This window comes from Ruegeria sp. D1(2025) (assembly GCF_056536425.1).
The window spans coordinates 319,325-345,400 of the sequence record NZ_JBQFPO010000004.1 but is presented as its reverse complement, the minus strand read 5'-3'; the positions used below and the strand labels follow the sequence as shown (position 1 = coordinate 345,400).

At 61.0% G+C, this 26,076-nt stretch carries 21 protein-coding genes; 14 read left to right on the top strand and 7 right to left on the bottom strand.

Translation table 11 applies throughout. The features are described 5' to 3' along the window. Position 1: 1 nt before the first annotated feature. The 4 genes from ACR1XU_RS12855 to ACR1XU_RS12840 form a co-directional block, all read right to left on the bottom strand. Positions 2-385 carry an MAPEG family protein gene (locus ACR1XU_RS12855; protein WP_170615194.1) on the bottom strand — a complete coding sequence of 128 codons (384 nt, stop codon included), beginning with the start codon at positions 383-385 and terminating at the stop codon, positions 2-4. Positions 386-463: 78 nt separating this feature from the next. Beyond that, a complete protein-coding gene (locus tag ACR1XU_RS12850; protein WP_480908039.1) occupies positions 464-3,901 on the bottom strand; it encodes a pyruvate carboxylase in 3,438 nt (1,145 codons plus the stop codon). A 124-nt stretch (positions 3,902-4,025) separates the two neighbouring features. After that, positions 4,026-5,183, bottom strand: coding sequence for an alpha-hydroxy acid oxidase (locus ACR1XU_RS12845; RefSeq protein ID WP_480908041.1), 1,158 nt, complete (start codon positions 5,181-5,183; stop codon positions 4,026-4,028). 159 nt (positions 5,184-5,342) lie between these two features. After that, the gene (locus tag ACR1XU_RS12840) at positions 5,343-5,693 is read right to left on the bottom strand and encodes a GGDEF domain-containing protein (RefSeq protein ID WP_480908043.1); all 351 of its coding nucleotides are present in this window, start codon (positions 5,691-5,693) and stop codon (positions 5,343-5,345) included. Between the two features lie 177 nt (positions 5,694-5,870). Here ACR1XU_RS12840 and ACR1XU_RS12835 point away from each other — a divergent pair, with 177 nt between their 5' ends. Next, complete coding sequence (locus ACR1XU_RS12835; RefSeq protein ID WP_480908045.1) at positions 5,871-8,267, top strand: ATP-dependent helicase; 2,397 nt, start codon at positions 5,871-5,873, stop codon at positions 8,265-8,267. On the opposite strand, the gene ACR1XU_RS12830 is transcribed toward ACR1XU_RS12835, so the two are convergent. Continuing rightward, the gene (locus tag ACR1XU_RS12830; RefSeq protein ID WP_170806611.1) at positions 8,264-8,554 is read right to left on the bottom strand and encodes a DUF1330 domain-containing protein; all 291 of its coding nucleotides are present in this window, start codon (positions 8,552-8,554) and stop codon (positions 8,264-8,266) included. The genes ACR1XU_RS12835 and ACR1XU_RS12830 overlap by 4 nt on opposite strands. A 377-nt stretch (positions 8,555-8,931) precedes the next feature. Then, a complete protein-coding gene (locus ACR1XU_RS12825; protein WP_170615206.1) occupies positions 8,932-9,156 on the bottom strand; it encodes a DUF1127 domain-containing protein in 225 nt (74 codons plus the stop codon). Positions 9,157-10,053: 897 nt separating this feature from the next. On the opposite strand from ACR1XU_RS12825, the gene mraZ reads away from it, so the two are divergent. The 9 genes from mraZ to ACR1XU_RS12780 all read left to right on the top strand — a co-directional run bounded on the left by mraZ (position 10,054) and on the right by ACR1XU_RS12780 (position 19,750). Further along, positions 10,054-10,557 carry a division/cell wall cluster transcriptional repressor MraZ gene (gene mraZ, locus ACR1XU_RS12820; RefSeq protein WP_170677960.1) on the top strand — a complete coding sequence of 168 codons (504 nt, stop codon included), beginning with the start codon at positions 10,054-10,056 and terminating at the stop codon, positions 10,555-10,557. A gap of 4 nt (positions 10,558-10,561) precedes the next feature. Beyond that, positions 10,562-11,554 carry a 16S rRNA (cytosine(1402)-N(4))-methyltransferase RsmH gene (gene rsmH, locus ACR1XU_RS12815; protein WP_480908048.1) on the top strand — a complete coding sequence of 331 codons (993 nt, stop codon included), beginning with the start codon at positions 10,562-10,564 and terminating at the stop codon, positions 11,552-11,554. Continuing rightward, positions 11,551-11,919 carry a cell division protein FtsL gene (gene ftsL / locus ACR1XU_RS12810; protein ID WP_170615212.1) on the top strand — a complete coding sequence of 123 codons (369 nt, stop codon included), beginning with the start codon at positions 11,551-11,553 and terminating at the stop codon, positions 11,917-11,919. The genes rsmH and ftsL overlap by 4 nt, the downstream gene beginning before the upstream one ends. Further along, a complete protein-coding gene (locus ACR1XU_RS12805) occupies positions 11,916-13,703 on the top strand; it encodes a peptidoglycan D,D-transpeptidase FtsI family protein (protein ID WP_480908050.1) in 1,788 nt (595 codons plus the stop codon). The genes ftsL and ACR1XU_RS12805 overlap by 4 nt, the downstream gene beginning before the upstream one ends. A 22-nt stretch (positions 13,704-13,725) precedes the next feature. Next, positions 13,726-15,207, top strand: a complete 1,482-nt coding sequence (locus ACR1XU_RS12800) for a UDP-N-acetylmuramoyl-L-alanyl-D-glutamate--2,6-diaminopimelate ligase (protein ID WP_480908052.1) — start codon at positions 13,726-13,728, stop codon at positions 15,205-15,207. Continuing rightward, positions 15,204-16,598, top strand: coding sequence for a UDP-N-acetylmuramoyl-tripeptide--D-alanyl-D-alanine ligase (locus ACR1XU_RS12795; protein ID WP_480908054.1), 1,395 nt, complete (start codon positions 15,204-15,206; stop codon positions 16,596-16,598). Before ACR1XU_RS12800 ends, ACR1XU_RS12795 begins: the two co-directional genes overlap by 4 nt. A gap of 40 nt (positions 16,599-16,638) precedes the next feature. Further along, positions 16,639-17,721 (top strand): phospho-N-acetylmuramoyl-pentapeptide-transferase, encoded by a 1,083-nt coding sequence (mraY, locus tag ACR1XU_RS12790; RefSeq protein ID WP_170615220.1) that lies wholly within the window; start codon positions 16,639-16,641, stop codon positions 17,719-17,721. A gap of 150 nt (positions 17,722-17,871) precedes the next feature. After that, entirely contained in the window at positions 17,872-19,269 is a 1,398-nt protein-coding gene (gene murD / locus ACR1XU_RS12785) for a UDP-N-acetylmuramoyl-L-alanine--D-glutamate ligase (protein ID WP_480441397.1), read from the top strand. Positions 19,270-19,375: 106 nt separating this feature from the next. Further along, a complete protein-coding gene (locus tag ACR1XU_RS12780) occupies positions 19,376-19,750 on the top strand; it encodes a glycine zipper family protein (RefSeq protein ID WP_170677948.1) in 375 nt (124 codons plus the stop codon). Here ACR1XU_RS12780 and ACR1XU_RS12775 read toward each other — a convergent pair. After that, positions 19,747-20,925 (bottom strand): BaiN/RdsA family NAD(P)/FAD-dependent oxidoreductase, encoded by a 1,179-nt coding sequence (locus tag ACR1XU_RS12775; protein WP_480908094.1) that lies wholly within the window; start codon positions 20,923-20,925, stop codon positions 19,747-19,749. The two genes, ACR1XU_RS12780 and ACR1XU_RS12775, sit on opposite strands and share 4 nt — an antisense overlap. A gap of 235 nt (positions 20,926-21,160) precedes the next feature. On the opposite strand from ACR1XU_RS12775, the gene ACR1XU_RS12770 reads away from it, so the two are divergent. The 4 genes from ACR1XU_RS12770 (at position 21,161) to murC (ending at position 26,045) form a co-directional block, all read left to right on the top strand. Continuing rightward, positions 21,161-22,213: a Hint domain-containing protein gene (locus ACR1XU_RS12770; protein WP_480908057.1), complete on the top strand. Its 1,053-nt coding sequence runs from the start codon at positions 21,161-21,163 to the stop codon at positions 22,211-22,213. A 165-nt stretch (positions 22,214-22,378) separates the two neighbouring features. Further along, complete coding sequence (gene ftsW / locus ACR1XU_RS12765; protein ID WP_170677944.1) at positions 22,379-23,542, top strand: putative lipid II flippase FtsW; 1,164 nt, start codon at positions 22,379-22,381, stop codon at positions 23,540-23,542. Next, on the top strand, positions 23,542-24,639 hold the full coding sequence (locus ACR1XU_RS12760) for a UDP-N-acetylglucosamine--N-acetylmuramyl-(pentapeptide) pyrophosphoryl-undecaprenol N-acetylglucosamine transferase (protein ID WP_480908059.1): 1,098 nt from the start codon (positions 23,542-23,544) through the stop codon (positions 24,637-24,639). The genes ftsW and ACR1XU_RS12760 overlap by 1 nt, the downstream gene beginning before the upstream one ends. Continuing rightward, the gene (gene murC, locus ACR1XU_RS12755) at positions 24,636-26,045 is read left to right on the top strand and encodes a UDP-N-acetylmuramate--L-alanine ligase (protein WP_170677940.1); all 1,410 of its coding nucleotides are present in this window, start codon (positions 24,636-24,638) and stop codon (positions 26,043-26,045) included. The genes ACR1XU_RS12760 and murC overlap by 4 nt, the downstream gene beginning before the upstream one ends. Positions 26,046-26,076: the final 31 nt, after the last annotated feature.

Sequence of the window (26,076 nt, the reverse complement as noted above, 5' to 3'; positions counted from 1 at the left end):
CCTAAAGTGCCAGCACGAGGTTGGTGACCGCAGCGACCAGAATGGCGGCAAATGTCAGCAACATTCCCGTCCGGCGCAGAATCACGATCTGAGGTGTACGCCCGAATCCGTAGGCATGCAGCAATCGTCCGGACAGAATCGCCAAACCCATCAGGTTGACCAGAACGCCCCCCGCACCTTGAATTTCGGCCATGGCGATCAGCAACAGCGTGAACGGCGCGTATTCGACGCAGTTGGAATGCGTGCGGATGGCCTTGATCAGCGCCTTGTTTCCGCCGTCGCCGACCGAGATTTGCCCCATAAACCGCTGCCGGATGACGTTAAGGCTGAGCGCGAGAAACAGGAGGGCAATCAGCGCGGCGTAGATCGGGGTAATGGTCAGCATGGCGTGGCTCCGCAGGGGCATGAAAAAGGGCCGCGCAGTGTCCTGCGCGGCCCGGCTAACACTAACCTGTTTGTCGGCTTATTCCAGTTCGACCAAAAGGTCCTTTGCGTCAATCTGGCCGCCGGGCTGAATGTGAACCGCTTTGACCACCGCATCGCGTTCGGCATGGATGCCGGTTTCCATCTTCATCGCTTCGATGGTCAGCAGCAGGTCGCCTTCCTTGACCTCCTGACCGGCGGTGACGGAAACGGTCGCGACAACGCCCGGCATCGGTGCGCCGATATGGTTGGGGTTGCCCGCCTCGGCCTTGGGCCGGGCCTGCGTGGTCGAGGTCACCAGACGGTTCGGCACCCGGATGACACGGGGCTGACCATTGAGTTCAAAGAAAACTTTGACCTCACCCTTTTCGTCGGTTTCACCAATCGCCTGACAGCGGATTTCCAGCGTTTTGCCCGGATCGATTTCCGCCGTGATCTCTTCCCCGGGCTCCATGCCGTAGAAGAAGGTGCGCGTGGGCAGGGTGCGGACCGGGCCGTAAACCCGGTGGCGGCCCATGTAGTCCAGGAAGACCTTGGGATACATCAGGTATCCGTTCAGATCCTCGTCATCGACCTCTTTGCCTTCCAGTTGCTTGGACAGTTCGGCGCGGGTGGCCTCAAGATCCACGGCGGGAACGTCCTTGCCCGGGCGCTGGGTGTTGGGCGCTTCGTCCTTGAGGACCTTCTTGATGATCGTGTCGGGGAACCCGCCCGGAGGCTGACCCAGATTTCCGCGCATCATGTCGACGACAGAATCCGGGAAGGCCACATCCGTTTCGGGGCTTTCGACGTCGGCGCGGGTCAGCCCCTGGCTGACCATCATCAGCGCCATGTCACCGACCACCTTGGAGGACGGCGTCACCTTAACGATGTCCCCGAACATCTGGTTCACGTCGGCATACATCTGCGCCACCTCGTGCCAGCGTTCCTCCAGCCCAAGCGAACGCGCCTGCGCCTTGAGGTTGGTGAACTGGCCGCCGGGCATCTCGTGCAGGTACACTTCCGATGCAGGGGCCTGCAGGCTGGATTCAAAGGCCGCGTACTGGCCGCGAACGGCTTCGAAATAGTCGCTGATCTCGCGGATGGCTTTGATGTCCAGCCCGGTGTCACGCTCGGTATGGCGCAGCGCCTCGACAACGGTGCCCAGCGTCGCCTGGCTGGTGTTGCCACTGAAGCTGTCCATCGCGCAATCCACCGCGTCCACGCCCGCCTCGGACGCGGCCAGAATGGTGGCGCTGGCGATTCCGGCAGTATCATGAGTGTGGAAGTGGATCGGCAAGCCGACCTCTTCTTTCAGAGCACGGATGAGGATTTTGGCCGAGGCCGGTTTCAGCAGGCCTGCCATGTCCTTCAGACCCAGAATATGCGCACCTGCGTCGCGCAGCTCTTTCGCCATGCCGACATAGTATTTCAGGTCGTACTTGGCGCGATCGGGGTCCAGAATGTCACCGGTATAGCAGACGGTGCCTTCACAGATCTTGCCGTTTTCAACCACCGCATCCATGGCCACGCGCATGTTCTCGACCCAGTTTAGCGAGTCGAATACGCGGAAGACGTCGATATTCTGCGAGGCCTGACGCACGAACTCCTGCACCACGTTGTCGGGGTAGTTGGTATAGCCGACCCCGTTCGCGCCGCGCAGAAGCATCTGTGTCATCAGGTTCGGCATCGCCTCGCGCAGGTCACGCAGACGCTGCCACGGGCATTCCTGAAGAAAGCGATAGGCCACGTCAAAGGTCGCGCCGCCCCAGCATTCAACGCTGAACAGTTGCGGCAGGTTCGCCGCATAGGCCGGCGCCACCTTGATCATGTCGATCGACCGCATCCGGGTCGCCAGCAGGGATTGGTGGCCGTCCCGCATGGTGGTGTCGGTGATCAGCAACTGCCGCTGCGCTTTCATCCAGTCGGCCACGGCCTGCGGGCCCTTCTGCTCCAGCAGGTTGCGGGTGCCCATTTGGGGCTCACCCTTCAGGGCAGGAGGCCTGGCCTCTTTCAGATCGGCGCGCGGTTCGGGACGATCCTTGGTCTCGGGGTGTCCGTTCACGGTAATGTCCGCGATATAGGTCAGAACCTTGGTGCCCCGATCCCGACGGCGTTTGAACTGGAACAGGTCTGGCGTCGTGTCGATGAACTTGGTGGTGTATTCGTTCGACAGGAAGGTCGGGTGCTTCAGCAGGTTGATGACAAAGTCGATATTGGTGCTGACGCCGCGGATGCGGAATTCACGCAGCGCGCGGTCCATCCGATGGATCGCCTTGTCCGGCGTTGGTGCCCAAGCGGTCACCTTGGTCAGCAGCGAGTCGTAGTACCGCGTGATCACTCCGCCCGCATAGGCCGTGCCGCCGTCCAGACGGATGCCCATACCCGTGGCCGAGCGATAGGCGGTGATGCGGCCATAATCGGGGATGAAGTTATTCTGCGGGTCCTCGGTTGTGATCCGGGTTTGCAGGGCGTGGCCGTTCAGTTGAACGTCCGACTGGCTGGCGGCCCCGGTCGCCTCGGCCAGCGTCTTGCCCTCGGCGATCAGGATCTGGGCCTGCACGATGTCGATGCCGGTGACTTCCTCGGTGACGGTGTGTTCCACCTGCACGCGCGGGTTGACCTCGATGAAGTAGAACTTGCCGGTTTCCATATCCATCAGGAATTCGACGGTGCCAGCGCATTCATAGTTCACATGGGCACAGATCTTGCGGCCCAGTTCACAGATTTCGGCACGCTGTTCTTCGCTTAGATAAGGAGCGGGGGCGCGTTCCACGACCTTCTGGTTCCGGCGCTGGACCGAACAGTCGCGTTCGTAGAGATGGTAGATCTCGCCATGCTTGTCGCCCAGAATCTGCACTTCGACGTGACGGGCGCGGGTGATCATCTTTTCCAGATAGCCCTCGCCATTGCCGAATGCGGCTTCGGCTTCGCGACGACCTTCCAGGACTTTCTCTTCCAGTTCGTCCTCGGACTCGATCGGGCGCATACCGCGCCCGCCGCCGCCCCAGGACGCCTTGAGCATCAGCGGATAGCCGATCTCGGCGGCTTCCTTGCGGATCGCGTCCATGTCATCGCCCAAAACCTCGGTCGCGGGGATCACCGGAACTCCTGCCTCGATGGCGACGCGACGGGCACTGGCCTTGTCGCCAAGCGCGCGCATGGTCTCGGCCTTGGGACCGATGAAAGTGATGCCGTTCTGGACGCAGGCATCCACGAAGTCCGGGTTCTCAGATAGCAGGCCATAGCCCGGATGGATCGCATCCGCTCCGCATTCTTTGGCGACACGGATGATCTCGTCTATGCTCAGATAAGCGGCAACCGGCCCCATCCCCTCGCCAATGCGATATGCCTCATCCGCTTTAAAGCGATGCAGGCCAAGCTTGTCCTCCTCGGCAAAGACGGCAACGGTGCGTTTGCCCATCTCGTTGGCCGCGCGCATCACGCGAATAGCAATCTCGCCGCGATTGGCGATCAGGATCTTTTTGAAGTCGGTCATGTCAGGTCCCGGTCTTTATGGTGTGGCCGTGTTCATAGGCGGACAATACGCGCACGTATATCAGTCGTTCTGGGTAGAACCGGCATGTTATCGCTCGCAAACGCCGCCTGTTGGCGCAATCTACTTACACATGCTGCGATGCAGCATCAATATTTGTGATTGCAGATGTCACATTTTGTAAACTTGCGAGGCCCAACTGGCCCATATTGGCCTTCAGATCCTGCCGCAGGATGTCGATGACATGAGCGGGGCCGCGTTCGCCTAACGCCGCCAGACCAAAGAGAAACCCGCGCCCCAGCATGACAAAATCCGCGCCAAGGGCCAGCGCGCGAAGGATGTCCAGCCCACCTTCAATACCACTGTCAAAGATAGTCGGCAGGTCCGTCGCTGCGCGTATGGCCGGTAACGCGTCGATACTGGCGGGCGCGCCGTCAAACTGACGGCCGCCGTGATTCGACACCCATATGGCGTCAACGCCCGCCTTTTGCAGCGAAACGGCATCTTCCGGCCGCAGGACGCCTTTGACGACAAACGCGCCATCCCAGTTGTCGCGCAGCCAGGACACGTACTCCATGTCCGGCGACGTTCTCAGAAGATACCCGATATGTGCCGTTGGAGGGAGGTTGAGGCTGCTGTCCGAATACTTCTCGAGCGTGCGCATTCTGGGTGGTCCCTTACGCAGCATCCCCATAGCCCAGGCCGGGCATCGCGAAATCTGCGCCAGCAGGCGCGGTGTCAGCCTTGGCGGATGCGTCAACCCGGACCGCACTTGCCGTTCGCGCCGAGATGCAACCGGCACATCCGCAGTCAGCACAAGCGTCCGGAATCCCGCATCGCGCGCGCGGGCCAACATATCGGTGCGGATGTCGGGATCCCGTGGCGGATACAATTGAAACCAGGCGTTTTCGCCGATGTGGCCGGCCAGATCCTCGGGCATCTGGCTGGCGACCGTAGACAAGGTGTAGGGAATGTTGGCCGTGGCCGCAGCGCGGGCCAGAATGCCTTCGGCATCCGGCCAGACTAACCCCGACATTCCAATGGGTGCGATACCGAACGGCAGGGCGCAGTCGTGATCCAGCAGCTTCTTTCCTGTGTCGAACTCCAGTTCGCCATGCAGGATCGACGGGGTCAGTGTAACCCGGTCAAGCGCTTCGCGGTTGCGCCGGATCAGGGTTTCAGCGCCGGTGCCACTTTCCACAAATTCCCAGACAAAGCGGGGCAACCGACGCCGCGCAAGGCGTTTCAAATCGGCAATGCCGGGATATGTGCTGTGCAGGTCCATGAGGATTGATCCGATTTGCCGCGCGATTCGGCAAGTTTTTCAAGCGGCTGTCGAGGAAGACCGTTTGATTTTGGCCCCCTTGTTTCGAACCCGGCTGTCCCCGATGTCTGCGCCGCAGGACGCGGAGTTGGCAATCTGCACCTGATTTCGGGCCCGGTCCTAGGTTGTATAGAGGGTGTCATCCGCTGCGCGCAGAAGATCTTGTGGCATGGTTCCATGCGCCGGGTAATGGGCGACCCCCACCGAAGTCGCAATGCGGGGCAGGGATTTTTCACTATATCTGACCGCAACGGATTCAACCGCCAGCCGTACTTTTTCTGCGCGGGTCAAGGCATCGACGGACCTGCCAATTATCTTCGACAGTGGTATTGAAGGTGAGCTGGACATCCTTCGCGCGGGTACGGCGTAAATCCCCCAACCCGCAGCCGCCGTTAGGGCGCTGAGCATCAGCATAACACCTACAATTTTCAGCCGCGAACTTCGCACTGCCCATGTCGCCTGCTTCGTCATATGCTCTCCCACAGCAATGGACCGGGCATCAGAAACAAGCTTTTGCAGAAAGGTAAGAACGCCGGATGTACACAAAGGTTTTGTCTGGAAACCAGTATATTATCTTCTGCGATTTCTTTGTGAACAAGCCGTGAACAAACCCTTTCCCTCGGGCCGCATCCGGCGTAGTTTGGGGGCATGAGCAGTTTTGACGAAATGGACGCCTTCGAGGGCGCATCGCTGTCCCAAAAGGCAATGGCCGCGCGTGCCGTGCCTTATCTGGATGATCTCAACCCGGCGCAGCGCGATGCGGTTGAACGGCTTGACGGTCCGGTTCTGATGCTGGCCGGGGCAGGGACCGGCAAGACCAAGGCTCTCACGACCCGGATCGCGCACCTGCTGAATACCGGTCGCGCGCGCCCCAACGAGATCTTGTCGGTGACATTCACCAACAAGGCTGCGCGTGAAATGAAAGAGCGTGTCGGCCGCCTGCTCGGCCAGCCCGCCGAAGGGATGCCTTGGCTTGGCACGTTCCATTCGATTTGCGTCAAGCTGCTGCGTCGCCACGCCGAACTTGCGGGGCTGAAATCGAACTTCACGATTCTGGACAGCGACGACCAGCTGCGCCTGCTCAAGCAACTGGTTCAGGCGGCCAATATCGACGACAAACGCTGGCCTGCGCGGATGCTGGCGGGAATCATCGATGACTGGAAAAACCGTGCACTGACACCCGACAAAGTGCCCGCTGCTGATGCCGGAGCCTATAATCACAAGGGCGTCGACCTTTACGCCCAGTACCAGACCCGTCTGCGCGAGCTGAACGCGGTGGATTTCGGTGATCTGCTTTTGCACATGGTCACGATCTTTCAGACACATGCGGATGTGCTGGAACAATACCAGCGGTGGTTCCGTTACATTCTGGTGGACGAGTATCAGGACACCAACATCGCCCAGTACTTGTGGCTGCGGTTGCTGGCGGGCGGTCACAAGAACATCTGTTGCGTGGGCGATGATGACCAGTCGATCTATGGCTGGCGCGGGGCCGAGGTGGGCAACATTCTGCGGTTCGAGAAAGACTTCCCCGGTGCCTATGTCGTCCGGCTTGAACAGAACTACCGCTCGACCCCGCATATCCTCGCCGCCGCGTCGAATGTCATTCGCGGCAATGAAAATCGCCTGGGCAAAGAGCTTTGGACCGACGAGCAGGACGGCGAAAAGGTCCGGCTGATCGGCCACTGGGATGGCGAAGAAGAAGCGCGCTGGATTGGCGAGGAAATCGACGCGATGCAGGGCGGCACCCGTGGCGTGCGGCCGATGACCCTTGATGAAATCGCCATTCTCGTGCGCGCCAGCCACCAGATGCGTGCCTTCGAGGACCGTTTTCTGACCATTGGATTGCCCTACAAGGTCATCGGCGGCCCGCGGTTCTATGAGCGAATGGAGATCCGCGATGCCATGGCCTATTTCCGGCTGGTCATCAGCCCCGAAGACGATCTGGCGTTCGAGCGGATCGTGAATACGCCCAAACGTGGCCTCGGCGACAAGGCGCAGCAGACGATTCAGGCGACCGCCCGACAGAATGGCGTCTCTCTGGTCGAAGGCGCGCGGATTGCGGTGGAACAAGGGCTGATCAAAGGCAAGGGCGGCGCGGCCTTGCGCCAGCTTGTCGATGGGCTGGCCCGCTGGAACGCAATGACCCGGGGACCCAGGATCGAGGTTGACGACGATTCCGTCATTGATGATGGCACCGCTCCCACACGCTTTGGCGAACCGGAACATACTCATATCGAACTGGCGCAGATTATCCTCGACGAATCCGGCTATACGGCGCACTGGCAGAACGACAAGAATCCAGATTCCCCGGGGCGGTTGGAAAACCTCAAGGAACTGGTCAATCAGCTGGACAACTTTGAAAACCTGCAGGGCTTTCTGGAACATGTCAGCCTGGTGATGGACAACGAACAGGAATCGGATGGCGCGAAAGTGTCGATCATGACCCTGCATGCCGCCAAAGGTCTGGAATTTCCCGCCGTGTTCCTGCCGGGGTGGGAGGACGGGTTGTTCCCCTCGCAGCGGTCGATGGACGAGGCTGGCCTCAAAGGCCTCGAGGAAGAACGGCGGCTGGCCTATGTCGGCATCACCCGCGCGGAGGAGGTCTGCACGATTTCCTTTGCCGCCAACAGGCGCGTTTTTGGTCAGTGGCAGAATTCGATGCCGTCCCGATTTATCGATGAATTGCCCGAAGTTCATGTGGAGGTTCTGACGCCTCCGGGTCTCTACGGTGGCGGTCAGACCACGGCCGGGATCGAAACCCGCGCCGCCGAAGCAAACGTCTACAACTCACCCGGCTGGAAACGGATGCAGGCGCGGCAGGGTCAGTATGGCATGTCGCAACCGCGCGAAAGCCGCAACACCGTCATCGATGCGACCGCGGTGGCCAGTTTCACGCTGGGCGAACGGGTATTCCACCAGAAATTCGGCTATGGCGCAGTGATCGGTATCGAAGGGGACAAGGTCGAGGTCGATTTTGACAAGGCGGGCATGAAGAAGGTTGTCTCGCGCTTTCTGTCCGCCAAGGATGACGTTCCGTTTTAAAGGCCTTCGACCAGAACCATGTTTGCCGTCGCGGTCTTGTGCCGGATTTTCGCCAGTTCGACGTAGTCGGGATCGTCTTTCCATGCCTTTGCGGCTTCGATCGACGGAAACTCCATAAGGACTATCCCTTCCTCAGCCCAGGTGCCCTCGATCACGTCCACTGGTTTGGATGATACTGTCAGAAGGCGACCTCCGTGCCTGTCAAAGACCGGCATGAACCCTTCAAGGTATTTCTGGTATCCGTCTGGGTCGTGAATTGTGATCTGGGCGATGAAATATGCAGCCATTGGAAACTCCTGAAACTTCGGTTCCGGCTTCACCTTACACACACACAAGCGCAAACAAAAAACGGCGGTTCCCAGGGAGGAGGAAGGGGAACCGCCGTTCTTTTCAACATCGAGGCAGGGAGGAGGAAGGCCCCGATGTATCCGAACCCGGGTCTGATCCCGGTATGAGGAAGACGCGGCGACACAAGGGAGGAGAATAAGTGTCGCCGCGTGCTTTCAACATCGGGGTAGGGAGGAGGAGAGCCCCGATGTGTCATGTCCCGGCTGTCAGGGCCGGTATTTGGGGCGGCAGCATCAGGGAGGAGGAGAGATGCCGCCGCCGAAATGCAGGTCCAAAGGGAGGAGGACGGACCTGATCTCGTTAAACTGTTGTGCGCTTACTGCGCGGTGTAATCCGCAGCGGCCTGCAGGGCCAGTTGACGGATCATCGAGCGTTGCAGGCCCAGATCGGCCAGTTCGCGGTTCGACAGGCCCGACAGCTCGTTGAGTGTCTGGCGGTACAGGCGATAGCGAACAAAACGTGTTTTTACTGCTTCAAACAGTGCCACCAGCCCGGTTGCCGGTGCATTGCCAAGCGCGGAGTGGTTGGTTGCGACTGCCATTTTCAATGCCTCTGACTTGATCGTTTGCCGAAGTGTTCCGGCGTTTGCTTGAGGATGAAAATAGGCAAATGCTGCAGATGCACAATAGCGGGCGTCGTCAATGCCGCTATGCAGCAAATGCATAGATATCAAATTGTTGGGGCAGTTGCGCCCAGGGGTAGCGGGTGCCGTAGGGTCACCTTTGGGGCTTCGGCGGGTGTGCTTTTGGGTGAAGCTGTCCGGCGCATGGGCGTGATGGAGGAATGGAAATGGTGTCGAGGCCGATCGTTCGGTGCATGCACATTCACATGTTAAGGGGCCCTTGTATTCCGGATGGGAATTCATGGGCTGCCGGTGTTCTTGCGATGTGTGTGGGGTAATTGCGCCATCCGACACGGTTGATTCGAGGCGGTGTTCGGCAAAATACCGATTTTTTGCCAACCGATGTAAGAAGGATTCGAATTTTCTGGGAAATCATGGGACAATTTGGGCTGAGCAAATTCTGTGGATATATTGTGTGCAGTTGTCAAAGAGCGCCTATTTATGGTGTCCATTGGTCAAGTTTATGTTGATTTTTCGCGTGTGGATTGCGTCCAGAATACGCCAGTGCCCAAAAAACTTGTTGATTTCCATGATTTCCCATGTCATCCCTAATACATCCGATGAGGACGAGGCAGATGGGGCACCAAACGACCCCGACCAAAAATAATCAGGTTTCATACAGGCATCTCGCTTTCATCACTTAACAGATCCGGCGCGCGGGCGAGCAGACATCCCCCCAGGTGGCGCGCGCAGCTGGACATCCCCGCACAGCGGGCGAATGCGGCGGGTTGATCAGTGGCAGCAGATCAACCCGCCGTTTTTCATCAGGGGGGAACGTAAAGATCAAGTGGGGCGCAAGCGAAAGGGACAGTCGTCTTGGCGCGCAGGTTCAGAGGTGAAAGCCACCACAAGGTGGATACGAAGGGCAGGGTTTCGATCCCGGCCTCGTTTCGCCGTGTGCTAGAGGCTTCGGACCCCAACTGGCAACCTGGAGATACCCCCGAACTGGTGATTGTCTACGGGGATCACCGCCGCAAGTTCCTTGAATGTTATACAATGCAGGCGATCGACGAGGTCGACGAAAAGATTAATGCACTGCCGCGCGGGTCGATGCAGCGCAAGATGCTGCAGCGTATGTTCCATGGCCAGTCCTTCCCGACAACGGTCGACGAAACCGGGCGTCTGGTCCTGCCGGCCAAGCTGCGCAACAAGATCGGGCTTGAGAACGAGGCCTTCTTTATCGCCGCCGGCGACACGTTCCAGATCTGGAAGCCCGAAACCTACGAGACCGAAGAACTGGCCGCGGCCGAAGACTGGCTGGACGATCAGCCCGAGGACTTCGATCCTCTGGAGTTCCTAGACGGCGTCGGGGACGCGTAACGGCATGGCCGGCGCCGGGTCCCCTTCCGACAAACCCCATATCCCCGTTTTGCTGCGTCCTTTGCTGGCCGCCATTGCGCCCGTCTCGGGCGTTTGGCTGGACGGAACCTTTGGTGCGGGCGGGTACACGCGTGCGCTGCTCGAGGCTGGCGCCGACAAGGTTATCGGTGTCGATCGCGATCCTCTGGCTTTTGAGATGGCAGCCGGATGGGCAGGTGACTACGGCGACCGACTGGTGATGCAGCCCGGCGTTTTCTCGCAACTGGATGAATACGCTCAGGATCTGGACGGTGTCGTGCTGGATCTTGGTGTTTCGTCCATGCAACTGGATCAGGCCGAGCGTGGATTTTCGTTCATGAAGGACGGTCCACTGGACATGCGGATGAGTCAGGATGGCGAAAGCGCCGCCGATCTGGTGAATACCGCAACCGAGGCGCAACTGGCCGACATCCTGTTTCACTATGGCGAAGAACGCGCCAGCCGCCGCATCGCCAAAGCGATTGCACGGGCGCGGACGGATGCGCCGATCACAACGACCCTGCGTCTGGTTGAAATCATCGAATCCTGCCTGCCGCGCCCGAAACCGGGGCAGTCGCACCCGGCGACCCGCAGCTTTCAGGGGCTGCGCATTGCCGTGAACGCCGAATACGAGGAACTGTTTCAGGGCCTCATGGCCGCCGAACGCGCGCTGAAACCGGGCGGGCAACTGGCCGTTGTGACGTTCCATTCCATCGAGGACCGGATGGTCAAGCGGTTCTTCCAGGCGCGCGCAGGGAAAACGGGCCGCGCCAATCGCTATGCGCCCGAGATGGAACAGGAACAGCCGCAATTCACCCTGAAAACCCGCAAAGCCGTCGGCCCGGATGATCAGGAATTGCAGGAAAACCCGCGCGCACGCTCGGCCAAGCTGCGTGTGGCTGTGCGAACCGAGGCGCCTGCAGGGGAAATTGACGCCCGTGCAATCGGCATGCCGCAACTGGGGGGAAGGGCAAGATGAAGAGTGTTCTGTATGTGTTGACTGCTCTGTCCGTGTTCGGACTGGCGTTGTGGGCCTATCAGGAGAATTACCGCACCCAGCAGGTGCTGAAGGAAACGCAGGGTCTGCAACGTGAAATTGGCATGGCGCAGGTTCGGCTGGCCGTGCTGAACGCCGAATGGGCCTATCTGAACCGACCTGACCGGCTGCGCGAACTGGCGGATTTGAACTTTGAACGGCTTGGTCTGCTGCCGCTGCGGGCCGAGCAGTTCGGGCGCGCCGACCAGATCGCCTATGCCGAAGACCCCGACCTGCCGATCGTTGATCCGATCGAACTGCAGGCCATCACAAGCATTCAGGCGCTGGGCGAGGTACAGTTTCCATGACCCGCACGCCTCTGCGCCCACTGGCGCGCATCCTTGACGCCCGCGCCCGGGGCGAAAACCCCAAGGCCATCGAGCGCGAGAACATTCGCCAACGTCACGAGAGCATGAAAGACCGCGCCCGCGCCCGTGCCGAAGGGCGTCTTCTGGTGCTTGGCCTGTTCTTCTTTTGCGCTTTTTCGGTCGTTGGCGTGCGGATGGGAATGCTTGCCACGTCCGAAGCGCAGGAGCCACTGGCCAGCGCCCCCGGTGCGGCCATCGCCATGCAGCGCGCCAATATTGTCGACCGCGACGGGCGCATTCTGGCGACCAATCTGGACACTTATTCGGTCTATGCCCAGCCCCCGCTGATGATCGACCCGGTTGCCGCCGCCGATCAGCTTGTGGCCATCTTCCCCGATCTCGACAAGGATCGTCTGGTCAAGGATTTCACCGGCAACCGCAAGTTTCTGTGGATCAAGAAACGTATCTCGCCCGAGCAAAAGCAGGCGGTGCACGACATCGGCGACCCCGGCATCCTGTTCGGCCCGCGCGAGATGCGGCTGTATCCGAACGGCAGGCTGGCCGCGCATATCCTCGGTGGGTCAGGGTTTGGTCGCGAAGGCGTCAGCGCGGCTGAGGTGATTGGCGTTGCCGGTGTTGAAAAACAGTTTGACGAGTATCTGCGCGATCCGGCCAACGGAAACAAGCCGCTGCAACTGTCGCTGGACCTGACCGTTCAGGCCGCGGTCGAACAGGTGCTTTACGGCGGCATGAAGATCATGAATGCCAAAGGTGCTTCGGCTGTCCTGATGAATGCCCACACGGGCGAGGTGATTTCGGCGGCCTCCCTGCCGTCCTTTGATCCCAATGACCGTCCGCGCCCGCCGACTTCGGGGTTTGATCCCTCGGACAGCCCGCTGTTCAACCGTTATGTTCAGGGCGTCTACGAACTGGGATCGGTCTTCAAGATATTCACCGCCGCGCAGGCAGTACAGCTTGGGCTGGTGAATTCAAACACCATCATCGACACCTCGGGTCCGATGAAGATCGGGCGCTTTCCGATTGGTGAATTCAACGGCAAGAACTACGGCAAGATCAGCGTGGCGGACGTGATCGTCCACAGTTCGAACCGGGGCACCGGGCGTCTGGCCCTGCAAATTGGCGCACAGCGACAACAGGATTTCCTTGAATCGCTGGGCATGTTCGAACCCACCCCGTTCGAAATTGTCGAGGCCGCAGGTGGCGCGCCCCTGAAACCCAAGAAATGGGGCGAATTGAGCACCGTGACCATCTCATACGGACATGGCCTGTCGACCAGCCCCATGCATCTGGCGGCCGGGTATGCGTCGATCGCCAATGGCGGCCACTATGTCAGCCCCACGATCCTGCGAAAGAACGGTCCGCAATACGGGCCCCGTGTGCTGTCGGAAAATGCGGCGCAGCAGGCCCAGAAGATGTTGCGCAAGGTCGTGACGGACGGGACCGCCAGCTTTGGTGAAGTTGCAGGCTATGATGTCGCGGGCAAAACCGGCACCGCCGACAAGCCAAAACCTCGCGGGGGCTACTATGACGACAAGGTCATCGCCACCTTTGCGACGATCTTCCCGGCCTACGACCCGAAATACGTTCTGATCGTCACGCTCGATGAACCGTCGATCGTGGCCTATGGCGAAAAACGCCGCACGGCAGGCTGGACGGCCGTCCCGGTGGCTGCCGAACTGATCGGCCGGGTCGCACCTTTGCTGGGCCTCAGACCCCGGCTTGAGCCTGAGGCGCGCGCTGCTATAACGCTGACCTCGAACTAGGCCGTCGGACAAGAGGTGGGTCATGGGCGCAAGGTCAAAGAAACTAAGCCAACTGGCCCTGACCGCGCGGGGCGGCGCGAATCCCGACATCACCGGTCTGGCGGTTGACAGCCGCGAGGTCAAAGACGGTTTTCTCTTCGCAGCGCTTCCCGGGACACGCGTTCATGGGGGCGAATTCATCCAGTTCGCTCTGCGCATGGGAGCCGCCGCCATCCTGACCGATGCCAGAGGCGCTGAGATCGCGGCCAGCGAACTGGCTGCATCGGACGCGGCCCTGATTGTTGTCGAAGATCCGCGTCAGGCGCTGGCAGGCGCCGCAGCCCTGTGGTTCGGCGCGCAGCCGCAAACCATCGTGGCCGTCACTGGGACCAACGGCAAAACCTCGGTTGCCACGTTTGTCCGCCAGATCTGGACCGAGCTTGGCCACGCCGCCGTGAACCTCGGCACCACCGGTGTCGAAGGCGCATGGACCGCGCCGCTGGCCCACACCACGCCGGAACCTATCACCTTGCATCGCTGTCTGGCGGCGGCAGCGGGGAATGGCGTGACCCACGCCGCGATGGAGGCGTCCTCGCACGGACTGGAGCAGCGCCGCCTGGACGGTGTGCACCTGGCGGCCGCCGGATTCTCGAACTTCACGCAGGATCATCTGGATTACCACGAAACGTTCGAGGCGTATTTCACCGCCAAAATGGGCCTGTTCGACCGGGTTCTTCCGCAGGATGGAACGGCCGTCGTCAATCTGAGCGATCCCAAGGGCGCCCAGGTGCGCCGAATTGCCGAACAGCGCGGTCAGACGGTCCTGACAGTCGGGCTCGGCGATGCGGACCTTTGCCTGATGAACCAACGCTTTGACGCGACCGGGCAGGATTTGCGGTTTTCGTGGCAGGGCAAAACGCATCTGACCCGCCTGAACCTGATCGGGGGGTTTCAGGCCGAAAACGTACTGCTGGCCGCCGGGCTGGTCATCGCGGCCGGGGATGAACCCGAGCGTGTGTTCGAAACCCTGCCGTACCTGACAACGGTTCGCGGGCGGATGCAGCTTGCCGCAACCCGCGAAAACGGGGCTGCGGTCTTTGTCGATTACGCCCACACGCCTGACGCGGTCGCCACGGCGCTGAAAGCGATGCGCCCGCATGTCATGGGTCGCCTGATCGCCATCGTCGGCGCGGGCGGGGACCGGGATGCCACCAAGCGCCCGCTGATGGGCAGGTCTGCGGCTGATCACGCTGACATCGTCTTTGTCACCGACGACAATCCGCGCAGCGAAGATCCGGCTACCATCCGTGCCGCCGTCATGGATGGCGCGCCGGAAGCCACCGAAGTGGGTGACCGCGCCGAAGCCATCCTGCGTGGCATCGACGCGCTGCAACCGGGTGACGCGCTGCTGATTGCGGGCAAAGGGCACGAGACGGGCCAGATTGTCGGCGATCAGGTTTTGCCGTTCGACGATGCGGAACAGGCCAGTATCGCCGTGGCCGCACTGGACGGGAGGGTGGCATGACGCTCTGGACAGCGGCTGAGGCTGCCGCGGCAACCGGCGGGCGTGCGACCTCTGACTGGGAAGCAAACGGCGTGTCCATCGACACCCGCACCATCCAGCCGGGCGATCTGTTTGTCGCACTGAAGGCCGCGCGTGACGGGCACGACTTTGTGGCGCAGGCGCTTGAGAAGGGCGCAGGCGCAGCGCTGGTCTCGCGTATTCCCGATGGCGTGCCAGGCGACGCGCCATTGCTGATCGTCGACGATGTTCAGGCGGGGCTCGAAGCGCTGGGGCAGGCCGCACGCGCCCGGACAAATGCGAAAGTGGTTGGTGTGACCGGCAGTGTCGGCAAGACCTCGACCAAGGAAATGCTTGCTACGATCCTGGAAACGCAAGGCAGGACCCATGCCAGCGTCGCCAGTTACAACAACCACTGGGGAGTGCCGTTGACGCTGGCCCGGATGCCGCGCGACACCGAGTTTGCGGTGATCGAGATCGGCATGAACCACCCGGGCGAGATTGCGCCGCTGGCGCGGCGGGCAAAGCCGCATGTGGCGCTGGTGACGACTGTGGCGGCGGTTCACCTCGAAGCCTTCGAGTCGGTAGCTGCTATCGCCCGGGAAAAGGCCGCGATTTTTGAGGGACTGACCGAAGGCGGCGCAGCCATCGTCAATGCGGACATCGAACACGCGCACATCCTGCGGGAATGTGCGCAGAAGCTCGGCCTGAAAACAGTCGAATTTGGCCGCGATGGGAAGGATTTCATTCTGGGAGGCGCGGCACAGGAGGTCGATTCGGTTTCCGCGGCGGCAATGGTGGGCGGCAAAACGATCCGTTTTGGCGTCAGGTCCGCTGGTCTGCATTTTGCCATGAACGCATTGGGCGCATTGGCAGCTTGTGTCGAAATGGGTGTGGACCTGGATCAGGCGATCGCTGGACTGGGGCAATGGTCGCCTGTCAAAGGGCGCGGTGTGCGCGAGCAGATCACATTGGCTGAAGGCGGTAATATCGAACTGCTCGACGACAGCTATAACGCCAACCCCACCTCGATGGAGGCGGCGCTGAATGTACTGGCCGCGTCGCGCGGCTCCCGCCGGATCGCATTTCTGGGCGATATGAAGGAGTTGGGCGCGCAGGAAATCGCCATGCACGCCGGTATGGCTGACCTGCCTGCCATGGGCGAGGTCGATCAGATCCATTGCATCGGCCCGCTGATGCAGTCGTTGCATCAGGCGTTGCCCGCAGAAAAACGGGGATTGTGGTTTGAGACCAGCGCCGAGATGGCCGACCGCCTGCCGGAACTGGTCCGGGATGGAGATACCGTTCTGGCCAAGGGCTCGCTGAGCATGGCGCTGGCCCGTATTGTTGACGGTTTGCGCAAAATGGGGCAAGTGGGCGCGCCCGGGTCATGAGCGTTTGCCCCCGTGACCACCGCGTGAGAAAGGTATCGCTATGTTGTATTGGCTGACCGGCCTGTCGGACGGAGGAGATTTCTGGAACCTCTTCCGGTATATCACCTTCCGTGCAGGCGGTGCCTTCATGACGGCGCTGATCTTCGGCTTCCTGTTCGGCAAACCGCTGATCAACGTGCTGCGCCGCAAGCAGGGCAAAGGTCAGCCGATCCGCGATGATGGCCCAGAGGGGCATTTTTCCAAGGCCGGAACGCCCACGATGGGTGGGTTGCTGATCGTTGGGGCGCTGGTGACATCGACGCTGATCTGGGCGCGATGGGACAACCCGTATGTCTGGATGGTGCTGTTCGTGACCCTGGCTTATGCGGCCATAGGCTTTGCCGACGATTATGCCAAAGTGTCCAAGCAGAACACGCAAGGCGTGTCCGGCCGAATGCGCATGGCGCTGGGCATCATCATTGCAGCCCTGGCGGCGCTTTGGGCAACGTTGAATCACCCCGAAATGCTGCAAAGCCAGCTGGCATTGCCGATCTTCAAGGACACGCTGATCAATCTGGGCATCTTTTATATTCCCTTCTCGATCGTGGTGATTGTCGGGGCCGCCAATGCGGTGAACCTGACCGATGGTCTGGACGGTCTGGCGATCATGCCCGCGATGATTGCGGCTTCGACGCTGGGCATCATCGCCTACGCAGTGGGGCGGGTCGACTTCACCGAGTATCTGGATGTGCATTACGTGCCAGGCACAGGTGAGATTTTCATCTTCACCTCGGCGCTCTTTGGGGCGGGGCTTGGGTTCCTGTGGTACAACGCACCGCCTGCCGCCGTGTTCATGGGTGACACCGGATCCCTGGCCTTGGGCGGGGCGCTGGGCGCAATTGCCGTGGCCACCAAACACGAGCTGGTACTGGCCGTTGTCGGCGGGCTGTTCGTGGTCGAGGCGCTGAGCGTGATCATTCAGGTGCTGTATTTCAAACGCACAGGCCGCCGCGTGTTCCTGATGGCGCCGATCCATCACCATTACGAGAAAAAGGGCTGGGCGGAACCCACCATCGTCATCCGCTTCTGGATCATCTCGCTGATCCTGGCGATGATCGGTCTGGCGACGCTCAAGGTCCGCTAACGCTCCCGCCAGGTTCGGCGGACCTGCGGTCCGCCTGCCACCTGTTGGGCCCGGCTCGCGCTGCCGCGCGAGCCTTTCCGGACCCTTGCCTTCGGTCAGGTCTTCTGCGCAGTGTGGCGGCCAATCGAAGGTCGTAGGAAGGGTGGCGGCATGATCCCGGTCAAAGGGTGTTCAGGGCAGAAAGTTGCGGTTCTGGGGCTGGGCCGGTCCGGTCTGACCACGGCGCGTGCGCTGCGGGCGGGTGGGGCCGATGCGATCTGCTGGGATGACAACCCGACGGCGCGTGACATAGCGTCAGGCGAAGGGTTCACCTGTGCCGATCTGCGGCGTCATGGGGCCTTCGATGACATCGCCACTCTGATCGTCTCCCCCGGCATTCCGCATCTCTATCCCGAACCCAACCCGGTCGTGGCGGCCGCGCTTGAGGCCGGTGTGCCGGTCGACAACGATATCGGCCTGTTCTTCCGGTCATTCGCGGATCAGACATGGAACAATTTTGACACCCCGCCACGTGTGATCGCCGTAACCGGGTCGAACGGCAAATCCACCACCGCAGCACTGATTCACCACATCCTGACCGAGGCCGGACGCGAGGCGCAGCTGGCCGGGAATATCGGACGCGGAGTGCTGGATATTGATCCCGGCGGTGATGGTTCGGTCGTGGTGCTTGAGCTTTCCAGCTATCAGACCGAACTTGCCCGTGCGCTGACGCCGGATGTGGCTGTGTTCACCAACCTCTCGCCCGACCATCTGGACCGCCATGGCGGCATGGGCGGGTATTTCGCCGCCAAGCGTCGCCTGTTTGCCGAAGGCGGACCGGATCGCGCGGTCATCGGCGTGGATGAGGCCGAAGGCGCGTTTCTGGCCGGTCAGATGTCCGAAGGCCCTGCCGACGACCGCGTCATCCGGGTATCGGTTGCGCGCAAGCTGACCGGGCCGGGCTGGCAGGTTTTTGCCCGCAAGGGGTTTCTTTCGGAGTACCGCAAGGGGCGCCAGGCCGGATCAATCGACCTGCGTGGGATCAAGGGACTGCCAGGGGCGCATAACCACCAGAACGCCTGCGCCGCATATGCTGCCTGCCGGTCAGTGGGGCTTGCGCCAAAAATGATCGAGCAGGCCCTGCACAGCTATCCCGGCCTGCCGCATCGCAGCCAGATCATCGCCGAAGCAAACGATGTGACCTATGTGAACGATTCCAAGGCGACCAATGTGGACAGCGCGGTAAAGGCGCTGAGCGCGTTCCGCAACATCCGCTGGATCTGTGGGGGGCTGGAAAAGGACGGCGGCCTGTCCGGCCTGAACGAGGTGAAGGACCAGGTCCGCAAAGCCTACGTGATCGGGCGCGAGGCCGCAGGATTCGCCATGCAGCTTGAGGTCGAGACCGAAATCTGCACCACGATGGCCATGGCGGTCGAGCGCGCGATGCAGGACGCGCAGCCGGGTGAAACGGTATTGCTGGCTCCGGCAGCGGCCAGTTTCGACCAGTACGACAATTTCGAGCAGCGCGGAGATGACTTCACCGCGCAGGTGCGCCTACGGCTGGACTGAGCCGCGTTTGCAATAGACCGCCGGTTCGGGCAGGCTTGGACCCTGCCTGCTTGAAGACTGTCCCCGGCGGTATTACCTGCGGGTAAATCAATACGAGGTCACGAAAATGTTCAATCGCAAGTCACTTCTGGTCGTTCCCGCCCTTGTTCTGGTGGGGGCCTGCGCCAACTCCGGTGCCAATTACCAACCGGTCATCGATGGCCCTGTGGGTCCGAACTACAATTCGGATCTGGCGCAATGCCAGCAGCTGGCGGCGTCGCAGGCCAGCGTTGACGGCTCGACCGCCGGCAACGCGGCGATCGGCGCAGCGGGTGCTGCCGCCACGACCGCCATCATTCAGGACAGCAGTTCCAACCTGGGCAGGGCCGCCGCCGCCGGCGCGGTGATCGGTGCGGGCGCGGATGTCATCGCGAAAAACCAGAACAAGGAAGTTATCGTGCGCAACTGCATGCGCGGACGCGGGTACAACGTCGTCGGCTAACGCCCCGCGATTGCAGTTCCGGCGGCGTAGCCCGAAGACCACGCCCATTGGAAGTTGTAACCGCCCAGCCAGCCGGTGACATCCACCGCTTCGCCAATCGCATAGAGGCCGGGGACATCCCTGGCCTCCATCGTTCTGGACGACAGGTCGTCGGTGTCAATTCCGCCCAGCGTGACCTCGGCAGTGCGATAGCCTTCCGTGCCGGAAGGCGTCAGTTGCCAGTCGGACAGGGACGCGATCAGGTCGTTCAGCGCGGCATCGGACTGATCCGCCAGATTGCCCTGCATCGGGATGTACTGTTTCAGGTAATCCACCAATCGCGCGGGAAGGTGGCGCGCCAGCTCCGTGGTCAGAGCCTTGCGGCCACCGCTTTGCCGCTGGTCCCGCAGCATGTCGAACAGTGGCAGATCCGGGATCAGGTTCACTCTGATCGTCTCACCTTCGCGCCAATAGGACGACAATTGCAGCACCGATGGTCCGCTGAGGCCGCGATGGGTGAACAACAGCGCCTCGTCAAAACTGGTCCGCGCGTTTGACAACCGTGCGGGCAGGGACACGCCAGACAAGTCCCGGAACTTGCCGTCCGAAAAGGTAAAAGGCACCAGCGCCGCCTGCGTTTCCGTCAGCCTTAGCCCGAACTGCCGGGCAAGGTCATAGGCCAGCCCGGTCGCACCCAACTTGGGGATCGACTTGCCACCCGTGGCCAGCACCAGATTGGCGCAGGTCAGGCTCAGGCGTTTACCTTCACGCTCGACATCCAGTGCAAAGCCGCCTTCGGTCTTGCGCAGGTCCTTCAGTTCGGTTCGGATCCACAGTTCGGCCCCCGCACGCTGCATCTCGTCCAGCAGCATCTGAATGATTTGCTTTGACGACCCGTCACAGAACAGCTGACCCAGGGTTTTTTCATGCCAGGCGATGCCGTGGTGGTTTACCAGATCGATAAAATCCCACTGCGTGTATCGCGCCAGCGCCGATTTGCAGAAATGGGGGTTTCGCGACAGGAAGTTCTGCGGCCCCGCATACATGTTGGTAAAGTTGCAGCGCCCACCGCCCGAGATGCGGATTTTTTCTCCGGCTGCCTTGGCGTGATCGATCACCAGAACACGCCCGCCACAGTGGGCGGCGCACATCATGCCGGCGGCTCCGGCACCAAGGATGATCGTGTCAAAGGTCATGTGCAAGCGCATGGCCCGGTTTTCCCGCAACCGCAAGGGCGAGATGTTTTCCAACGCCCATTTTCCCTTGTTTTTGGCATTTCCAACAGGCGGGCAGCAAGACGAGGACTTGCCTGCCAGTCACAACTTCGAAGTTTTCCCATGGCGGCACTTGACCTGCACGAGCCTCAAATCCTACGAATTCTTCGGTAAAGTGACTATTTGTCTGCGTTAATAAATTTGGTGGAGGGGCCACATGCCCACGAACGTATATGGTGCCTTTCGGTCTGACAGCACATTGTCCGATGCAGGGGCTTCATCCAGTGTCGTGGGATCCACGTTCCAGATATCGGCCTACAGCCAGATCACGATCCAGGACGGCGCAGACGCCACGATTATCGATGGCGACAACATCTCAAACGAGACCGGCAACGACCCGACCCAGACCCTGAACGGAGAGATCATTTTCTGGGATTTCACCGTTTCGGTGACGGACGGCACGAATACCTACCAGATCGGCCTTTTCGACTATGACCTCGACGGGGATGGAAATTCGATCGGGGTCGACAGCGAGGACGGGTATTTTCTGGGCTTCATCGGCGGGACCATTCCGCCCCTGAACACGACACTGACCATCACCGCCATTATCGACAATGGCCCGGACATCGATGTCGACACTGTTGTCCCTTGCTTTGTGGAGGGGACAAGCATCCAGACGCCTGATGGTCCACGCCGGATCGAGACCTTGAATCCGGGCGATGTGGTCACGACCCTGGACAATGGGCCCCAGATAATCCGCTGGATCGGTTCGCGCGAACTGGACAGCATTGATCTGAGGGTCAAGCCAAAGCTGCGGCCGGTTCGGATTGCCAGGGGTGCGCTTGGGAATGGTCTGCCTAAAGACGAACTGCGAGTGTCCCGGCAGCATCGGATGCTGGTCCGATCCCCGATCGCGGCCAGAATGTTTTCCAAGCACGAGGTTCTGGTTCCTGCGCACGAGCTGGTTGGGATGCCTGGTATTTCCATCGAAGAAGACGACCAGCAGGTGACGTATTTCCACATACTGTTTGATCGACATGAGGTGATTTTTGCCGAAGGGGCGCCGTCGGAAAGCCTGTTCACCGGACCACAGGCCCTCAAAGGCATAGGTGAAGAGGCCACCGCCGAAATCGCAGAACTGTTTCCCGAGATCATGTCCGAAACCTATGCGCCCGAAATGGCGCGGATCATCCCGCGGACCGGAGGGCAAACGCGGACACTGGTCAAGCGGCATCTGAAAAACAGCAAGCCGCTGGTTTCTGAGGCCTGAGGTCCACCCGCACCACAGTCTTGGGGGTACGGAGCCCCTGGCATTCTCGCGATGGGAATTCCGCTGACCGCCCTCATTCCACTGGCCCAAACGCAAAAATCGCGTTAGACTCTCAATCAGATCCCGAAAACGGGACGTGAACGAGGCAGAAAGTGGCGGTATCTCATGACTGAGATGGTGTATGGCGCGGTCCAGGACCAGCGCGGTGAACCGATTCTACCAAAGTGGTGGCGCACGATTGATCGCTGGACGATGTCCTGCGTTCTGATCCTGTTTGTCATCGGGCTTTTGCTGGGGCTTGCCTCATCACCGCCACTGGCGGGGCGCAACGGGTTCGACCCGTTCCACTATGTCGAACGTCAGGCGTTTTTCGGCGGATTGGCGTTGATCGCAATGCTGCTGACCTCGATGATGTCGCCGACATTGGTGCGACGTCTGGCGGTGCTGGGTTTTCTGGCTTCATTTGTGGCTCTGGCCTTTCTGCCCGTCTTCGGCACCGATTTCGGCAAAGGCGCGGTGCGCTGGTATTCGCTGGGGTTTGCCTCGCTGCAGCCGTCCGAGTTTCTGAAACCCGGGTTTGTTGTCGTGGCTGCATGGCTTCTTGCCGCATCACAGGAAATCAACGGCCCGCCGGGGCGGTTGTGGTCTTTCGCGCTGTGCACGGCCATTGTCGGAATGCTGGTGATGCAACCCGATTTCGGGCAGGCGTGTCTGATCCTGTTTGGTTGGGGTGTTATGTACTTTGTGGCAGGCGCACCGATGCTGTTGCTGGTCGGCATGGCTGCATTTGTGGTTCTGGGCGGCATGTTCGCCTATTCGAACTCGGAACACTTCGCCCGCCGTATTGACGGTTTCCTCAACCAGGAGGTCGATCCGACCACCCAGTTGGGCTATGCCACCAACGCCATCCGCGAGGGTGGGCTGTTCGGTGTCGGCGTCGGTGAAGGGCAGGTGAAATGGTCGCTGCCCGACGCGCATACGGATTTCATCATCGCCGTGGCGGCCGAGGAGTATGGCCTGATCCTGGTTCTGATCATCATCGCGCTATACTCGCTGATCGTCGTGCGGTCGCTGCTGCGCCTGATGCGCGAACGAGACATGTTCATCCGTCTGGCCGGAACCGGTCTGGCCTGCATGTTCGGTGTTCAGGCGATGATCAACATGGGCGTTGCCGTGCGCTTGTTGCCCGCCAAGGGCATGACGCTGCCGTTCGTCAGCTACGGCGGCTCATCGCTGATTGCAGGCGGCATTGCGGTCGGCATGCTTTTGGCGTTTACCCGCACCCGCCCACAGGGCGAACTGGGTGATATTCTGCGCGGACGAGGTTGATGAGCAAACCCTACCTTCTGATTGCGGCGGGCGGCACCGGGGGCCACATGTTCCCGGCACAGGCGCTGGCCGAGGCGATGCTGCAAAAAGGATGGCGCGTGCGCCTGTCCACCGATGCCCGTGGCGCCCGATACACCGGGGCCTTCCCCGACGCGACCGAGATTGTCGAGGCATCTTCGGCCACTTTCGCACGTGGTGGCTTGGCGGCCAAGGCGATGGTCGGGCCCCGGATCGCCGCCGGTGTGACGGGGATGGCGTTTCAGATGATGCGCGACCGCCCGGATGTGGTCGTGGGCTTTGGCGGCTATCCTTCGATTCCGGCGTTGGGCGCGGCGACCATGCTTAATATCCCCCGCATGATCCATGAACAGAACGGGGTACTGGGCCGTGTGAACCAATTGTTCGCCACCCGTGTTGCACAAGTGGCCTGCGGCGTCTGGCCCACTGATCTGCCCGAAGGCGCACATGGCATCCATACCGGCAACCCGGTGCGCGCCGCTGTTCTGGATCGGGCCGCCGCAGGGTATATCCCGCCGGGTGATTACCCGATGTCGATCCTGGTGATGGGTGGCTCGCAGGGCGCACGCATCCTCAGCGATATGGTGCCCGGAGCCATCGCCGCACTGCCCGAAGATATCCGCAACCATATCCGCGTCTCTCATCAGGCGCGCGACGAAGATGGCGAACGGGTCACCGCGTTCTACAGCGACCACGGCATTCGCGCCGATGTTCAGCCCTTTTTCGACGATGTGCCCCGCCGCATGTCAGATGCCCAACTGGTCATCAGCCGTTCGGGCGCATCCAGTGTCGCCGATATCTCAGTGATCGGCCGCCCCTCGATCCTGATCCCCTTTGCTGCCGCGGCAGGGGACCACCAGACCGCCAATGCGCGCGGACTGGTTCAGGCGGGTGGGGCGATCATGATCCCCGAAAATGCACTTGACGTTGCCTCGCTGACACAGCAAATCACCACGGTTCTGACCAAGCCCGAAGCCGCACAGAAAATGGCCCGTGCCGCCTTGTCCGCGGGGGCGCCGGACGCAACCGAGCGACTGACAGCCCTTGTCGAACATCTGGCGCAGAAGGAGACCGCATGACCCCAGCAACCAAACTGCCGCAGGACGTAGGCCCGATCCATTTCGTCGGGATCGGAGGGATCGGGATGTCAGGCATCGCCGAGGTGTTGCTGAACCTTGGCTACCGGGTGCAGGGCTCCGACCTGAAAGCTTCCAAAATCACGGATCGTCTGGCCAGTCTGGGGGCCGAGATATTCGTGGGGCAGCGCGCCGAGAACCTGAAGAACGCCGCTGTTGTCGTTGTCTCGACCGCGATCAAGCCGGGCAATCCCGAACTGGACGAAGCCCGTGCGCAAGGCCTGCCGGTTGTCCGCCGCGCCGACATGCTGGCCGAGCTTATGCGCCTGAAATCCAACATCGCCATCGCCGGAACCCACGGCAAGACCACCACGACCACCATGATGGCCGAGCTTATGGTGGCGGGCGATTTCGACCCGACCGTCATCAATGGCGGCATCATCCACGCCTATGGCTCCAACGCGCGCATGGGGCAGGGCGAATGGATGGTGGTCGAGGCCGACGAATCCGACGGCTCGTTCAACCGACTGCCTGCAACTATCGCTATCGTCACCAATATCGACCCCGAGCATATGGAGCATTGGGGCGATTTCGACACCCTGCGCGACGGGTTCTATGAATTCGTCACGAATCTGCCGTTCTACGGTCTGGCTGTTTGCTGCACGGACCATGCCGAAGTGCAGGCGCTGGTGGGCCGCATCACCGATCGCCGCGTCCGCACTTACGGTTTCAACGCGCAGGCGGATGTGCGGGCAGTGAACCTGACCTACAAGGGCGGTGTGGCGCATTTCGACATCCACCTGCAATACGAAGACAAAGTGATCGAAGGTTGCACCCTGCCGATGCCGGGCGACCACAACGTCTCGAACGCCTTGTCCGCCGTGGCCGTCGCCCGTCATCTGGGTATGAAGGCGTCGGAAATCCGCGAGGCGCTGGCGAATTTCGGCGGCGTCAATCGCCGCTTCACCAAGGTCGGGGAAGTCGACGGTGTCACCATCATCGACGACTACGGCCACCACCCGGTTGAAATCGCCGCCGTGCTAAAGGCGGCCCGTCAGGCCACCGACGGCCGTGTCATCGCCGTGCACCAGCCGCACCGTTATTCCCGCCTGTCGAACCTGTTTGATGACTTCTGCACCTGCTTCAACGACGCCGACGTGGTCGCCATCGCCGAGGTGTTCGCGGCCGGGGAAGACCCGATCGAAGGCGCCTCGCGCGATGCTCTGGTGCAAGGCCTGATCCGCCATGGCCACCGCCATTCCCGTGCAATCCTGAGCGAGGACGATCTGGAGCGCCTTGTCCGGGAACAGGCCCGTCCAGGCGACATGGTCGTCTGCCTCGGTGCTGGTACAATCAGCGCCTGGGCCAATGGATTGCCCGAAAGATTACAGCGAAAACAAGCTGTTTGACCCTCGCGCTCATTTGGCGCACAACCCAGAT